Below are 13,664 nucleotides of genomic sequence, written 5' to 3'. Positions count from 1 at the left end.
CGATGGCGTCTGGCTCTGGTCCCCCAAGACCAGTACCGCCGATCCCTGCGATACCGTGCAATTCCATTTGACGCTGAACCGCCCACGGCGAGGGTTACAAACCCTAGGTGAACTTGGTTAAATACTAGCAGCGTTATGGCGCAAAATGCACCGTTAAAACGCTCTGAATTTGATCTGGTTTGTGTAAATTGAGGTCGAACTGGAGAAGCAGAAGGCAGTTAGTAAGGTGGGTTGATGGAGTGGCCCCGGTGTACAGGGGCCATTCGGTGCAGGCTTACTCGTACGTACAGAGATAGGCGGTATCCTGCTTTACCTGCAGTTTGAAGCTGGCATTGGCCGGTACCACAAAGCTGTCATTGCGTTCATAAGTGGTCCACTCTGCTGCGCCGGGCAATTGCACCGTCAGCGCGCCACTGACCACCGTCATGGTCTCTTTCTGGGAGGTGGAGAATTCGTAATCACCGGGGGCCATCACGCCTACGGTCGCCGGCAGAGACTCGCCCTGGAATGCAATGGAAGTGACCTTGCCGTCAAAATATTGGTTGGTTTTAAACATAGATCTGCTCCTGAAAACGTGGCGGGATTGTAGCACGGGTGGGCCGCCCGGGTAGCCTCCTGCGGGGACAAATTGACCAGGCCTCAATTATGCGATAGTTTTACAAGTATCGAACTATAGAGCGCTCTCTGGAGGTGCCCGTGTCCGGCCTGGAATCCCTTTCCCAACCCCTGTCTGAACCCCTTACCCTGCGTTGCGGGGCCGTCATTAAAAACCGCCTGGGCAAGTCTGCCATGAGTGAAGCCCTGGGTACTTTGGATAACCGTCCCACGGAGCTTCTGGTGAACCTGTATGATGCCTGGGCCCGGGGCGGCACCGGCCTGGTGATTACCGGCAACATCATGGTGGATCGACTGGCCCTGGGGGAACCGGGCAATGTGGCCATTGAGGATGCCCGGGATTTGCCTTTGCTTTCCCGTTGGGCGCAGGCCGGCTCACAGGACGCTACCCAGCTTTGGGTGCAGCTCAATCATCCGGGCAAGCAGTCCCCGAATATGGTCACCAAGCAACCGGTGGCACCTTCGGCGATTCCGCTGGCCGCGCGCTTTGAGCGCTACTTCAACCCACCGCGGGAACTGTCCCCCGGTGAAATCGAAGCGATCATCGAACGTTTTGCCACGGCGGCGGCGGTGGTGAAACAGGCCGGCTTCAGTGGAGTGCAGATTCACGGCGCCCACGGTTATCTGGTCAGCCAGTTTTTATCCCCCCATCACAATCAACGCCGGGACCAATGGGGCGGCAGCCTGGAAAACCGCGCCCGCTTTGTGATGGAGATCTATCGGGCCATCCGGCAGCAGGTGGGGAACGATTACCCGGTTTCCATCAAGTTGAACTCCGCTGATTTTCAGCGCGGCGGATTCACTGAGGACGAATCCATGGCGGTGGTGGAAATGCTGGATGGAGCCGGTATGGATCTGATCGAAATTTCCGGTGGCACCTATGAGGTTCCGGAGATGACCGGCAAGAATGTCAAAGCCAGTACCCAGGCCCGGGAAGCGTATTTTATGGAGTACGCCGAGAAAATCCGCGCCCGGGTGAGCACCGCGCTAATGGTCACCGGTGGTTTTCGTTCGGCCCAGGGAATGGCGGATGCCATCGCCAGCGGCGCCACGGACATGGTCGGCCTGGCCCGGCCGTTGGCGGTGGAGCCGGATTTCAGCGCCCGCCTGCTGAGTGGAGCCACCCGGTCCATCGACATCAAGCCCCGCATCACCGGCATCAAACCGATTGATGATATGGCCATGATGGAAACTGTGTGGTATGCCCGGCAGCTGGAGCGCATTGCCCAGGGCAAGCCCACCAAACCCAATGAAAGCCCGGTGCTGGTGTTCCTGCGGCAGTTGCTGCGTTCCGGCGTCAAAGGCTTCAGAACGCAGCGCATGCGAGCGAATTAAATTAAGGAACAGCCAGGTCAGAAGTTATAGACCAGCGACGTCTCGTATTCGGTGTTGGTCTCATAGGCGTCGATGGGCGGGTCTGCATCCGGGTTACGGGCGGGCTCGCTGTCGTGTTCCACCTTGTAGTAGATCTTCAGGTCGAGCTTGTCCGTGAGGCTCACCGACAGGGCTGCGTCCAACAGGGTGCGGAAGTCGCCGAAATCGTCGGTGCTGGGTTGATAATAAGCGGTGGCGGAGATCACGATGTTTTCCCGTAGGCGGTGTTTGTACACGGTGAAGGTGTTGATGCGCCAGGTCCAGCTGGTTTCCTCATAGGTGCCCAGATCCAGCACTTCCCGCTCACGGAAGGCACCCAGGCCCACTGACCAGTCGAACACCTGGTCGTCCTGCGCCACCACATAGCGGCCGCCACCGCCCAGAAGGGAGCGGGACACCAGGTTGTCGAACTCGTTTTCTTCCCATTGCGCAAAGCCTTCGGTGGCCCAGCGCTCATCCAGCAAATGAATCCAGCGGCCGTGTACAAAGCTCTCGTCGGTGTCCTTGATGTCGCGGGTGGTACCGTATTCCCGCTCTACGATGCCCAAAACGATGTTACTGCTTTTGCGAAAGGTCAGTTTGGCGGCGCCGCTGTAGGTTTCTTCACGGCTGTTGCCGGTTTTACCGTCCAGGCCGATTTCCACGTGACCGCTTAAGCCTTCTACGGGCAGGCCTGGGCGTTCGCTTTCAATATTGGAGATGGCGTTTACCTGGGTTGAAAGCAACAGCGCCAGTGCGGCATAAATGAATTTTTGCATGGCATTTCCCCCCTGAATTGGAATTTACAGGGGGGCGAGTATACGGAGTTGAGTGCCTGAATGACAGGAGACCGGTCACTTTATTCCGCTGCAAAGGGCGGTTTGATGGGGTGCAGATCCTCGAAATCCGGCTCCATCTGCTGGGCTTTGGCGCTGAACGCCTTCATCATATCCTCCGGCCGGAACATACCGGATTGCCAGGTGGCCATATAGCTCAGGCTGTCCTGCACGCTGTGATCACGGGTGTAGTTGATCATCTGCTTGCAACCGGTGATCGCCAATGGCGAGCGCTTGCTGATTTCCAGGGCGATTTGCTGCACTGCGCTCAACATGCTCTCCTGATCCGGGTACACGGCATTCACCAAACCGATGTCCAGGGCCCGTTGTGCGGGCAGTTTGGCACCGGTGTAGGCCAGCTCACGGATCATGCCCTGGGGGATCAGGTGCGGAAGGCGTTGCAGGGTGCCCACATCCGCGGTCATGCCTAAGTCGGTTTCCTTGATGCAGAAAAAGGCGTCTTCGGTGCAGTAGCGGCAATCCGCCGCGCTGATCATGTCCAGTCCACCGCCGATGCAGCCACCCTGTACGGCCGCCAGCACCGGGATGCGCACGGTCTCCAGCACGTTGAATGCATCCTGCAGTTGCAGCACCAGGCGCCTGAGGTTTTCGGCGCTGCGGCCGGGGTCGCCGTGCACAGAGATGTTTTTCGGGTTCATGAACACGCCCAGATCCATGCCGGCGGTGAAATGCTTGCCGGTGGAGGAAATCACAATCACGCGGGCACTGGCCTGTTCATCAATCTGGCGCACGGCGTGGGGCAGTTCGCGCCAGAAGTCCACGTTCATGGTGTTCAGCTCAGCCGGGCGGTTAAGGACGATGTGTGCGATTTTTTGTTCGATGGTGACGGTGAGGGCGCGGTATTCCATGGTGGGGTGCTCTTTTTATTTTGGGGTATGTGGGGTTTTAGCAACGGTGTTTGACCCCGTCAAGGATGATTGGTAGCTTAGCCAGCTTGATGAGAGAAGGGTGCACAAACTGTTATGCAAGGTACGTTATCGAAGCTGAAATCGTCGCTGCAGGCGCCGGTGGAATACGCATTGCCACTGGGTGAGCAGCGCCTGGATCTGAATCCGTTGCTGGGACAATCCATCAGGCTCACCTACACCAGCCAGATCTTCTGCACCCACTGCGGGCGCAAGACCAAGAAGAGCTTTGACCAGGGCTACTGCTATCCTTGTTTTCGCAAACTGGCGCAGTGTGATACCTGCATCGTGAAGCCGGAAAACTGCCACTTCGACCAGGGCACCTGCCGTGAGCCGGACTGGGCGCAGAATTTCTGTTTTCAGGGGCACACCGTGTACTTGTCCAATTCCTCGGGCATCAAAGTGGGCATTACCCGCAATGATCAGGTGCCCACCCGCTGGATCGACCAGGGCGCCATTCAGGCGCTGCCGGTGTTTCAGGTGAAGAACCGTTTTCACTCCGGGCTGGTGGAGATCACCCTGGGCAAATACGTATCCGATAAAACCCGTTGGCAGGCCATGTTGAAAAACCAGGTGGATACCCTGGACATGCAGGCGCAGCGGGACGCATTACTGGAGCAATGCCGGTTGGAGCTGGATGTGCTGCGGGAGCAGTTGGGTGAGGGCAGTATCGAACCCATGACGGACGCCGCTGCAATCAGTATTGAGTATCCGGTGCTGGAGTATCCGAGCAAGGTGGTGAGCCTCAATTTTGACAAGAACCCGGTGGTGGAAGGCACCCTGCTGGGAATCAAGGGGCAGTACCTGATTCTGGACAGCGGGGTGATCAACATCCGCAAGTTCACCGGCTACGAAGTGGAAGTGGCCTGCTAGGGCGCACTTCCCGTTTGCGTTTATTCCTGGGCCTGGATGGCCGTGAGGGCGATGGTGTAGATGATGTCGTCCACCTTGGCGCCGCGGGACAGATCGTTCACCGGTTTGTTCAGGCCCTGCAGCATGGGGCCGATGCTGATGACGTTAGCGCTGCGCTGCACCGCTTTGTAGGTGGTGTTGCCAGTGTTCAGATCGGGGAAGATTAACACCGTGGCTTCCCCTGCCACAGCACTGGTCGGTGCTTTCTTGCTGGCCACGCCTTTGATCACCGCCGCGTCGTATTGCAGGGGGCCGTCCACCAGGATGTCCGGGCGTTTCTCCCGCACGATGCGGGTGGCCTCCCGCACTTTGTCCACATCCACGCCGCTGCCGGATTCAAGGGTGCTGTAACTGATCATGGCCACCTTGGGGGGAATACCGAAGGCGACGGCGGTGTCTGCGCTTTCAATGGCAATGTCCGCCAGTTGGCTGGCGTCGGGGTCCGGGTTGATGGCGCAATCGCCGAAGATCATGACCTGGTCCGGCAGGCACATAAAAAACACTGAAGACACAATGTTGACGCCGGGTTTGGTGCGAATCAGCTGCAGGGCCGGGCGGATGGTGTTGGCGGTGGTGTGTACCGCACCGGACACCAGTCCATCCACTTCGTTGGCGAACAGCATCAATGTGCCCAGCACTACGTTGTCTTCCAGTTCCTGAATGGCCCGTTCCTCGGTGAGCCCCTTGTGCCGCCGCAAGTCCATCAAACGCGATACATAATTCGGGCGCAGGGGTTCCGGGTCCAGAATCTCCAGTCGTTCCGGCAGTACCAGGCCGTTGGCCGCGGCGACGGTGCGCACGGACTCCGGGTTGCCCATCAGAATGCAGTGGGCAATTCCCCGATGATGGCAGGTGATCGCTGCCTGGATGGTGCGCGGTTCGTCCCCCTCCGGCAATACGATGCGCTGTTTGGCGCGGCGGGCTTTTTGCACCAGGCTGTAACGGAATGCGGCCGGGGACACCCGCGGTGCCCGGTCGCTGTCGATGACCCGTCTCAACCAGTGCTTGTCCAGGTTCTGGGCCACGGTTTCCATCAGGTACTGAATGCGGGTGGTGTCCTCCACCGGGACCCGGTTGTCGAAGCCCGGCAACAGATTCACCGTTTGATAGGTGTCCAGCTCCGTTTGATAGATGGGTAGGCCAAGATCAATGGCGGGGCGGCAGAATTCGCGCACCGCCGGGCGATCGCAGCTCGGGTGGGTCAACAGCAGCCCGGCCAGTGCCACCCCATTCTGTTGCGCCATGGCGGCGGTAATCAGGATGTCACTGCGATCCGGTGAGGTAATCACCAGGGTGCCGGGTTTCAGCAGGGGGATCAGGTGGTCCACCTGTTGGGTGGCCACCACCACTTGCCACACCCGGCGCTCGATGGCTTCGCCCGCACTCAACGGCTGGGCCAGCAGGAACGCCATCACATCAACGGTGCGGGGTGCAGTCAGGTTGCGATGCCAGGGAATGGCCCCCACCAGATGAAAATCATCGCGCTGCAATACCGGCAGCTGGGTAACCAGGGTGTCATGACCGAAGGCTGTGTTGAAGGTGGGGCTGGTGATGTCCGGGCGGATGTGGCCCTGCCGGTCCAGGGGGGCGTTTAACATGTTGATGATGCAACCCAGTACCCGTGAATCATTGACGCCGCCAAACTGGCTGGCGGTGGCCAACAGGTGACTGTTCAACTCCTCCACCGTACTGGCCTGGGGAGTGGAGATTAAAATAACCTGCGCATCCAGGGCCCGGGCCAGATGCAGATTGAACTGGTCAAACAGGGTTTCGTTGCTGCTCTCGTTGATGCCTTCCACCACCAGAACATCCGGTTGCTCGTCGGGGTTTTGCTCCAGAATACTTTGGCGCAGGGAGATGATGTCTTCCAGCAGCAGGTCCAGTTTGCCTTCACTGATGAGGCTGTTGGCCCGCTGCAAGTCAACCGGCTCGGGAGGATCAAACAGGAAGGATTGGGCGACCAGTGCGGTGGAACGGTCGACCCCCTCGCGGGCAAAGGAAATGGGTTTGAAATATTTGACCCGTAAACCCATCTGATCCAGGGCATGGACCAGGCCCAGGCAAACGGAGGTGAGGCCCACGCCGGGTCCGGTGGGGGTCAACAGTAAGGTTTTCAAGTCAGGTTCCTCTCGTGTGGGTGTCAGGTGTGGGTGTCAGGTGGTAACGCTGCGGCAGCATCCATGCCCAAGTACTGGAATGCCTGCTGTGCGATCATCCACTCTTCATTGGCCGGGATGACATAGACTGGTTTGGAACCGTTGCCGGAAATCAGGCGCCGGCCCTGCTGCGGCGCTGCGTTCAACGTCGGGTCCAGGGTGAAATTCAGCGCTGCCAGCCATTCCACCGTGCGGGCTCGCACCTCCGCCGCATGTTCGCCGATGCCGGCAGTGAACACCAGCATATCCACTCCCTGCAGCGGGACCGCATAAGAGGCAATGTACTTTGCCAGACGATAGCAAAACAACTCAAAGGCCAGGGCGGCTTGCTCGTCCCCCTGGGCGCGGGCCTGCAACAGCAGGCGCATGTCACCACTGCTGCCGGAAACGCCTTGCAGTCCGCTTTGGTGATTCAGTTGGTGAGTGAGTGCCGCGATGTCCAGGTTCAACTTGCTGCACAGAAACTCCGGCAGTCCCGGGTCCAGATCACCACTGCGGCTGCCCATCACCAGGCCTTCCAGTGGTGTGAACCCCATGCTGGTATCGACACTGATGCCGTCGCGGATTGCACACACGCTGCAGCCGTTGCCGAGATGGGCCGACACCAGGCTGCGGGCGCCGGATTGTTGCAGCAAGGGTTCACTGGCCTGGGCGATGTAGTGGTGGTTGATACCATGAAAGCCAAAGCGTTTGATGCCGAACTGGCGTTGCCATTGCAATGGAATGGCATAATGGCTGGCAACGGGGTTGAGCGTGCTGTGAAAGGCGGTGTCAAACACGGCTATTTGTGGCAGGTTGGGGGCGAAGCGTCGACAGGCTTCGATACCGGCGAGGTTGGCCGGATTGTGCAGGGGGGCAAATTCGGCGTATTCCTGAATCAGGCCCAGTATGTCATCGGTAATGGGTTCGGCCTTGTGGGCGCGAGGTCCACCGTGCACTACCCGGTGCCCCACGGCAATCACCGAATCCAGAATGTCGTATTCGTTAAGCAGCGCCAGGATGGTGTTTAATGCAGCTTGGTGATCGGCATTGGGTAAGGATCGTTGCAGTGTGCTTTGCGTAGCAGAAAAGGTCAGTTCAGCGCTGGCGGAATGGAGCCCCGCAACCTGTCCCGAACACAAGGGTTGGTCATCTGCCGCACGGAAAACGGCAAACTTCACAGAAGAGCTGCCGGTATTGATGACCAGACAGGAACCTGAGGACATGTTTGTTACCCTGGGAGGTTGTAATTCCGCTTATGGTAACAACAATTTATGTCAGAGTTGAATAAAAACCGCAGCCATGAGCCGATGCGCCGGAACCCCCGGGCAGCAGCCCACAGCAAAATGAATGGCTATTTCAACGCATCCGAATCCGGCTTCTTCTTATGTGCGTCCTGATATACGAACACCCCGATTCCCAACAGGAATGCCAAGGTTCCACCCACCACAATCAAACCGGAAATGACCACATCGTCTAGGAACATAATAACTGCCTCCTCTTCAACAATTTTATTTTATCACTGTGAAGAGGAGGAGCATTGATGCAGATCAAACGGCCCGGTTAAACACGGTTAGAATGCATACTCAGGTCATTACGCAGCGGTTATCAAGCGTCGGGCACCAGCAGAATGGCATCGGCCACCACCGTTCCGTTTGCATTCAGGTTGGTGAGTTCAATGGACTGGGTGCCGGCGTCAAACCAATACACGCCCAGGTCCATCCAGGTGCCGCCGTTTTGGGTTTGGTCCACCTGCAGTGAGGTCATCTGCTGGTTGCCGGTGACCGCGTCGTGATGATTAATGCGATAGGTGGCGTTGGTGGCGAAGTTGGGGCCGTCCGGCCAGCGGGCATAGACCCGGTAATAATTGGCTTCGTTCACAGTGGGTGACCAAAGGAATAATTTTTCCGGATCATTGACCGAGGCATAACGATAGTTGGAGCCGTAAAATCCACCGCGATAGATGGAGGGCCACCACTTGCCGGTCCAATCGGTTTCATCGGTGTTGTCCACTATGATGGCCGCGGTGACCACCAGTTCATCGGCGTCGGCTTTCACGGAATCCCAGCCGGTGGTCAGCGAATACTCGAACTCACCAAAAGGTACTGTCCAGTCACCACTGTAGATGCCGTCGTTGGCCTGCGCGTCATCACCCAACCCGTCATCATACAGATTGAAGGTTTCGCCGGTTGGGGCAACGCTCACCGCAATGTGGCCAACGCCGGAGGCTGTAGCACAATTGAAGCTTTGTACTTCCAGGTGCAGGGTTTCTCCCGGCAGGGCAACCAGGTTATCCGCTTTGGGGGATTGGCGGCGGGTGAACAGCTGATTGGTGCAGGTTAATGCGCCTTTGCCATCGGTGTCCGCCAAGCGTACCAGTGCCCCGGATACGGATTTGTCCTGGCCGGCGGCAACCGGTTTGCCACTGCTCATCAACAGTCGCTTGATGGCAAAAGCGTCCAGGTTCTGGGTGTCGGCGTTGGCTTTCAGCATGGCAATGATGCCGGTGACGAAGGCCGTGGCCTGGGAGGTGCCGTGAGTTACCACAAAGTCCGCGTTTTCCTGTGGAAAGATAGGATAGGTGGGGGCGGTGCTGAGAATGTCTTCGCCCGGGGCCAGCACGTCTACCGACCAGCGTCCGTAGCTGCTGCCACTCCACAGGCTGCCCTGATTGTTGGTGGCGCCGACGGCAATGATGTTGTTGTTTTCAAACGACGCGGGAAAGTACGCCCGTTCATGGGTTTTCTGATCGATGCTCCAGCTGTTGTTGCCGGCAGCGGCCACCACCGGAATGTCTGCCGCTTCCAGCAGGTCCGCCAGCAGGTACATTTCCGGGGTGTCCAGCAGATAAGCTTCTCCCACCGTGGGGAACAGGATGCCGTAGAGATTGATGAACCGGGACATGCCGCCGGAGGCGTTAATCACCGCGATGTTGACGCCGGCTTGTTTCAGATTGTAGAAGTACCAGAGGCAATCCCGTATTGCCGTCTCTTTGGCAGCAGGCACAGAAACGCCCGGCACCAGGGGCAGCACATCAGGTTCGATCTTGGCGGATTTGCAGGTGGCGACCTGAATGTCGGGCTGCAGACCGACGACTCCAACAATACCACCGTGATAATCAGCGCTGGCGTTGTTGCCTTCCGCGGCCATCACTCCGGCCATGTTGGTACCGTGCCCTGCGGCATTGTCGATGGGGTCACCTGCCTCGCTGTTCAGGCTGCCATCGGCGTTGACCCGGGGCACCAACATGTTGGCGCCGTGGCAATCGTTCAGGTAACCGTTGTTGTCGCCATCGATGGCGTCTTCACACCCATCATCGACGCCGTTCTGATCCAGGTCCGTACCGGTGGCTTCACCCGGGTTTAACCAGACTTTGTTTTTCAGGTCCGGATGACGATAGTCGATGCCAGTATCGATCAGGGCGATCACGACCGGCTGCAGTGGCAAGCCGGTTGCGGGCACAAAGTGGTCCCAACCTTCTTCCGCATTGATGTCCATGTCTTCCACACCGGCGGGTGTGTAAGTGTTACAGGTGTAGTTGCCGGCGTTGATGTCCGGTCGTTCTGCACAGGTGCCGGTGGCCGCCACCTGGTTCGGGTCCACGTTGTCCGGTGCGGTGGTTCTGGGTGCGTTCTTCAGCGCCCATAACTCTTGCGACAACAAATCATTGACTTCAACAGCAGGTAAAGACTGGGAGACGGCAACAGAAAAGGAAATGGCACCGAGCGCTGCCAGTTTCCGGAAAGGAATACTACTCATCAAAATTCCCCTGAAGATAACAACTCAAATATCCTGGGAGCGGTACATTTATGTACCGCTGTATTAATCAGAGTAGACCAAAAACTAATCGAGTGAGTTGGAAACCGAAAAAATCTCTACGCCGTCATGGATGTGTCATAACAACTTCATTTCGGTAAATTGAATGACGCGCGACCATTGGCTGCGGGGGCTTCCTCTTCCTCTTCGTCAATGGGTTGCAGAGACAGACCATCCAATGCAGAAGCGGGTTTGGCTGGGGCCGTAGTGGGCGCGGGTGCCGGGTTCGCCGAATGGGCTGGGCCCGCCGGTTTGGCAGGAGCCGTCTGGGGTTGGGCAGCGGCTTTGGGAGCGGCTGGAGCTTCTTTCTGGGACGGGTTTTCTTCCAGGGTGATGCGCAGTCGCAGGTTGTTCTTGGAGTCCGCGTTCTTGAGTGCTTCTTCCATCGAAATCTTTTTGTCCTTATACAATTTATAGAGAGCCGTATCGAAGGTCTGCATACCGCCGGCTTCGGATTTCAGCATCACTTCCTTGATCTCATCCACTTTGCCCTGCTTGATCAGATCGCACACCCGTGGTGATCCCAGCAGGATCTCAATGGCGGCGGCCCGTTTGCCGTCCAGAGTCGGGATCAGGCGTTGGGAGACAATGCCCTGGATATTCAGGGACAGGTCCAGGAACAATTGCTTGTGCCGTTCTTCCGGAAAAAAGTTGATGATGCGGTCCAGGGCCTGGTTGGCGTTGTTGGCGTGCAGGGTGGAGATACACAGGTGGCCGGTTTCGGCAAAGGCAATGGCCTGTTCCATTTGCTCCTGGGTACGGATCTCACCAATCAGAATCACATCCGGCGCCTGACGTAACGTGTTTTCCAAGGCATCGTCGTAACAATTGGTGTCCATGCCCACTTCCCGCTGATTGACGATGGACATTTTGTGCTGGTGTACGAACTCCACCGGGTCCTCAATGGTGATGATGTGCCCCGCACTGTTGCTGTTGCGATAATCGATCAGGGCCGCCAGGGAGGTGGACTTGCCCGACCCGGTGCCGCCAACGAACAGAATAAGGCCGCGTTTCTGCATCACCAGTTTGGGCAGGATATCTGGCAGTCCTAAGTCTTTATAGTTGGGAATGTCCGTTTTTATGGCGCGGCAGACCATGGAATACTGGTTGCGTTGCTTGAAGATGTTCACGCGAAAGCGGCCGACGCCGGGCTCCGAGATGGCCAGATTCATTTCCGGCTTGTGTTCAAACTCGGCCCGCTGTTCCTCATTCATGATGGACTCGGCAATTTCCTTTACCCGCCCGGGGGGCATGGGTTCCTTGCTGATGGGCGTGAGCTTGCCATAGAACTTGGCGCTGGGAGGCGCACCGGTGGAGAGGTAAAGATCGGAACCATCCCGTTCAGCAAAGTATTTCAGATAGTCAATGAATTCCATTGCAAACCTATGTGTTTGAATTGATGCAGATTCTGAAAGTTGTTCGAACAGTATAGTCAAGGTCACACAGTCTGCTGTCCGGAGCCGGGCAGAGTGGGGAAAATCCATGCGCAGCACGACGGGATCACCACGGTGGCTTATTCAGGAAGGGTTATTAAAGCGTATCGCCATAGATGATTTGATTTTTAGCCAGGGTGGTTGACTTCTGGCCCCACCGGCATAGAATGCGCCCCAGCACCGTTGCTACACCGAATGCAGCAACCGAACACAGTGATTGAATACCACGATTAAATACAACATGAGGAGGTTTGAAATGACACAACGTGCAGAGGTAACCAACGTACTTTAAGCGGCTTTCGAACCTTCGTTCGGAAGCAGGAATTGATGCTTCCGGACCAGAAACCCTGGTATCCGAGATGCCGGGGTTTTTTTATGCCTGTCATCCGGCGGCAAGCATTCACAGACGGATCAGGAGAACGGTTATGCCTGTTTTACAGGAAACCAGAAAGGGCAAAGTGCCCGTTAAAATTTTTACCCACGATATTGAGGCGCAGGCTTTTCAGCAGCTCATCAACATTGCCAGCTTGCCCATCGTGCACGGCCACATCGCGGCCATGCCGGATGTGCACCTGGGTAAAGGCGCCACCGTGGGCTCGGTGATTCCCACCCTGGGGGCGGTGATTCCGGCGGCCGTGGGTGTGGACATCGGGTGCGGCATGCATGCGGTGCGTTTGTCACTGAAGGCCTATCAATTGTCGGATAACCTGCGGCCGTTGCGCGGTAGCCTGGAGGATCGGGTGCCGGTGGGTTTCGCCATGCACAAATGGAGCAACAGTCGCGATCGTGCCTGCCGTTCCCTGGCGGATGGCCTGGATGCCATTGTCGGCAAACACCCCGCCATTGGCCGCAGAGTAAAGAACCTGGGCAAAACCTGGGTCTGCCAGATGGGCAGCCTGGGGGGTGGCAATCACTTTATAGAGTTATGCCTGGATGAAAATCAGGATGTCTGGGTGATGTTGCATTCCGGCAGTCGGGGGGTGGGCAATGCCATTGGCCAGCATTTTATTGCCCTCGCGCGTAAGGATATGGGGGTGCATCTGAACAGTCTGCCGGACAAGGACCTGGCTTATCTGCAGGAAGGTACCCGGCATTTTGCGGACTACCTGTTTGCGGTGCAGTGGGCTCAGGCGTATGCCGCCCAAAACCGTCGGGAAATGATGGCCTTGCTGCTGGCGGGGTTGCGTGATCACCTGCCGGCGTTTGAGCTGACCTCGGAGGCCATTAACTGCCACCACAATTACATCGCCCACGAACACCATCAGGGGGCAGACGTGATCGTCACCCGTAAAGGAGCGATCCGGGCCGGTGTGGGTGAGCTGGGGATTATCCCCGGCAGTATGGGGGCTCACTCCTATATTGTGCGTGGTAAAGGCAACGCCGCTTCATTGTGTTCCTGTGCCCATGGTGCCGGTCGCAAAATGAGTCGGGCGGCGGCGAAAAAGCGGTTTCGCCGCGAAGACCTGATCGCACAAACCCGTGGTGTGGAGTGCCGCAAGGATGGCGGCGTGCTCGACGAAATTCCCGCGGCCTACAAGGACATTGATCAGGTAATGGAGAACCAGAGCGATCTGGCGGAAGTGGTGCACAGGCTGAAACAGGTGTTGTGCATCAAAGGTTGAGTTGTCATGGTATCTA

At 57.5% G+C, this 13,664-nt stretch carries 11 protein-coding genes; 3 read left to right on the top strand and 8 right to left on the bottom strand.

What is annotated here, in order from left to right; translation table 11 throughout:
• Positions 1–274 precede the first annotated feature (274 nt).
• Positions 275–556, bottom strand: coding sequence for a pyrimidine/purine nucleoside phosphorylase (locus D9N14_RS07465; protein ID WP_290578599.1), 282 nt, complete (start codon positions 554–556; stop codon positions 275–277).
• A gap of 140 nt (positions 557–696) precedes the next feature.
• On the opposite strand from D9N14_RS07465, the gene D9N14_RS07460 reads away from it, so the two are divergent.
• A complete protein-coding gene (locus tag D9N14_RS07460; protein WP_290578597.1) occupies positions 697–1,950 on the top strand; it encodes an NADH:flavin oxidoreductase/NADH oxidase family protein in 1,254 nt (417 codons plus the stop codon).
• 17 nt (positions 1,951–1,967) lie between these two features.
• On the opposite strand, the gene D9N14_RS07455 is transcribed toward D9N14_RS07460, so the two are convergent.
• Together D9N14_RS07455 and D9N14_RS07450 are read right to left on the bottom strand one after the other, a co-directional pair.
• Positions 1,968–2,747 carry a YdiY family protein gene (locus D9N14_RS07455; protein ID WP_290578595.1) on the bottom strand — a complete coding sequence of 260 codons (780 nt, stop codon included), beginning with the start codon at positions 2,745–2,747 and terminating at the stop codon, positions 1,968–1,970.
• A gap of 80 nt (positions 2,748–2,827) precedes the next feature.
• On the bottom strand, positions 2,828–3,673 hold the full coding sequence (locus D9N14_RS07450; RefSeq protein WP_290578593.1) for a crotonase/enoyl-CoA hydratase family protein: 846 nt from the start codon (positions 3,671–3,673) through the stop codon (positions 2,828–2,830).
• Between the two features lie 114 nt (positions 3,674–3,787).
• Here D9N14_RS07450 and D9N14_RS07445 point away from each other — a divergent pair, with 114 nt between their 5' ends.
• The gene (locus D9N14_RS07445; RefSeq protein WP_290578591.1) at positions 3,788–4,603 is read left to right on the top strand and encodes a DUF2797 domain-containing protein; all 816 of its coding nucleotides are present in this window, start codon (positions 3,788–3,790) and stop codon (positions 4,601–4,603) included.
• Positions 4,604–4,623: 20 nt separating this feature from the next.
• Here D9N14_RS07445 and pta read toward each other — a convergent pair whose 3' ends face one another.
• The 5 genes from pta to D9N14_RS07420 all read right to left on the bottom strand — a co-directional run bounded on the left by pta (position 4,624) and on the right by D9N14_RS07420 (position 11,969).
• Positions 4,624–6,759 (bottom strand): phosphate acetyltransferase, encoded by a 2,136-nt coding sequence (gene pta, locus D9N14_RS07440; protein WP_290578589.1) that lies wholly within the window; start codon positions 6,757–6,759, stop codon positions 4,624–4,626.
• Between the two features lie 23 nt (positions 6,760–6,782).
• Complete coding sequence (locus tag D9N14_RS07435; protein ID WP_290578588.1) at positions 6,783–8,003, bottom strand: acetate/propionate family kinase; 1,221 nt, start codon at positions 8,001–8,003, stop codon at positions 6,783–6,785.
• A 128-nt stretch (positions 8,004–8,131) separates the two neighbouring features.
• On the bottom strand, positions 8,132–8,263 hold the full coding sequence (ccoM, locus tag D9N14_RS07430; protein WP_290578587.1) for a cytochrome c oxidase subunit CcoM: 132 nt from the start codon (positions 8,261–8,263) through the stop codon (positions 8,132–8,134).
• A 122-nt stretch (positions 8,264–8,385) separates the two neighbouring features.
• Entirely contained in the window at positions 8,386–10,536 is a 2,151-nt protein-coding gene (locus D9N14_RS07425) for a S8 family serine peptidase (RefSeq protein WP_290578585.1), read from the bottom strand.
• 146 nt (positions 10,537–10,682) lie between these two features.
• Positions 10,683–11,969 carry a PilT/PilU family type 4a pilus ATPase gene (locus tag D9N14_RS07420; RefSeq protein WP_290578584.1) on the bottom strand — a complete coding sequence of 429 codons (1,287 nt, stop codon included), beginning with the start codon at positions 11,967–11,969 and terminating at the stop codon, positions 10,683–10,685.
• A 482-nt stretch (positions 11,970–12,451) separates the two neighbouring features.
• Here D9N14_RS07420 and D9N14_RS07415 point away from each other — a divergent pair, with 482 nt between their 5' ends.
• Entirely contained in the window at positions 12,452–13,648 is a 1,197-nt protein-coding gene (locus D9N14_RS07415; protein ID WP_290578583.1) for an RtcB family protein, read from the top strand.
• Positions 13,649–13,664: the final 16 nt, after the last annotated feature.

This window comes from Ketobacter sp. (genome assembly GCF_003671495.1).
Taxonomy (GTDB): domain Bacteria; phylum Pseudomonadota; class Gammaproteobacteria; order Pseudomonadales; family Ketobacteraceae; genus Ketobacter.
This window is presented reverse-complemented; position numbering and strand designations above follow the sequence as displayed.

What these genes read in the sequence shown, in the direction of transcription:
- D9N14_RS07465 (WP_290578599.1), bottom strand. Translation starts at nt 556, where the DNA reads ATGTTTAAAACCAACCAATATTTTGACGGCAAGGTCACTTCCATTGCA.
- D9N14_RS07455 (WP_290578595.1), bottom strand. Translation starts at nt 2,747, where the DNA reads ATGCAAAAATTCATTTATGCCGCACTGGCGCTGTTGCTTTCAACCCAG.
- D9N14_RS07450 (WP_290578593.1), bottom strand. Translation starts at nt 3,673, where the DNA reads ATGGAATACCGCGCCCTCACCGTCACCATCGAACAAAAAATCGCACAC.
- D9N14_RS07445 (WP_290578591.1), top strand. Translation starts at nt 3,788, where the DNA reads ATGCAAGGTACGTTATCGAAGCTGAAATCGTCGCTGCAGGCGCCGGTG.
- D9N14_RS07435 (WP_290578588.1), bottom strand. Translation starts at nt 8,003, where the DNA reads ATGTCCTCAGGTTCCTGTCTGGTCATCAATACCGGCAGCTCTTCTGTG.
- ccoM (WP_290578587.1), bottom strand. Translation starts at nt 8,263, where the DNA reads ATGTTCCTAGACGATGTGGTCATTTCCGGTTTGATTGTGGTGGGTGGA.
- D9N14_RS07425 (WP_290578585.1), bottom strand. Translation starts at nt 10,536, where the DNA reads ATGAGTAGTATTCCTTTCCGGAAACTGGCAGCGCTCGGTGCCATTTCC.
- D9N14_RS07420 (WP_290578584.1), bottom strand. Translation starts at nt 11,969, where the DNA reads ATGGAATTCATTGACTATCTGAAATACTTTGCTGAACGGGATGGTTCC.
- D9N14_RS07415 (WP_290578583.1), top strand. Translation starts at nt 12,452, where the DNA reads ATGCCTGTTTTACAGGAAACCAGAAAGGGCAAAGTGCCCGTTAAAATT.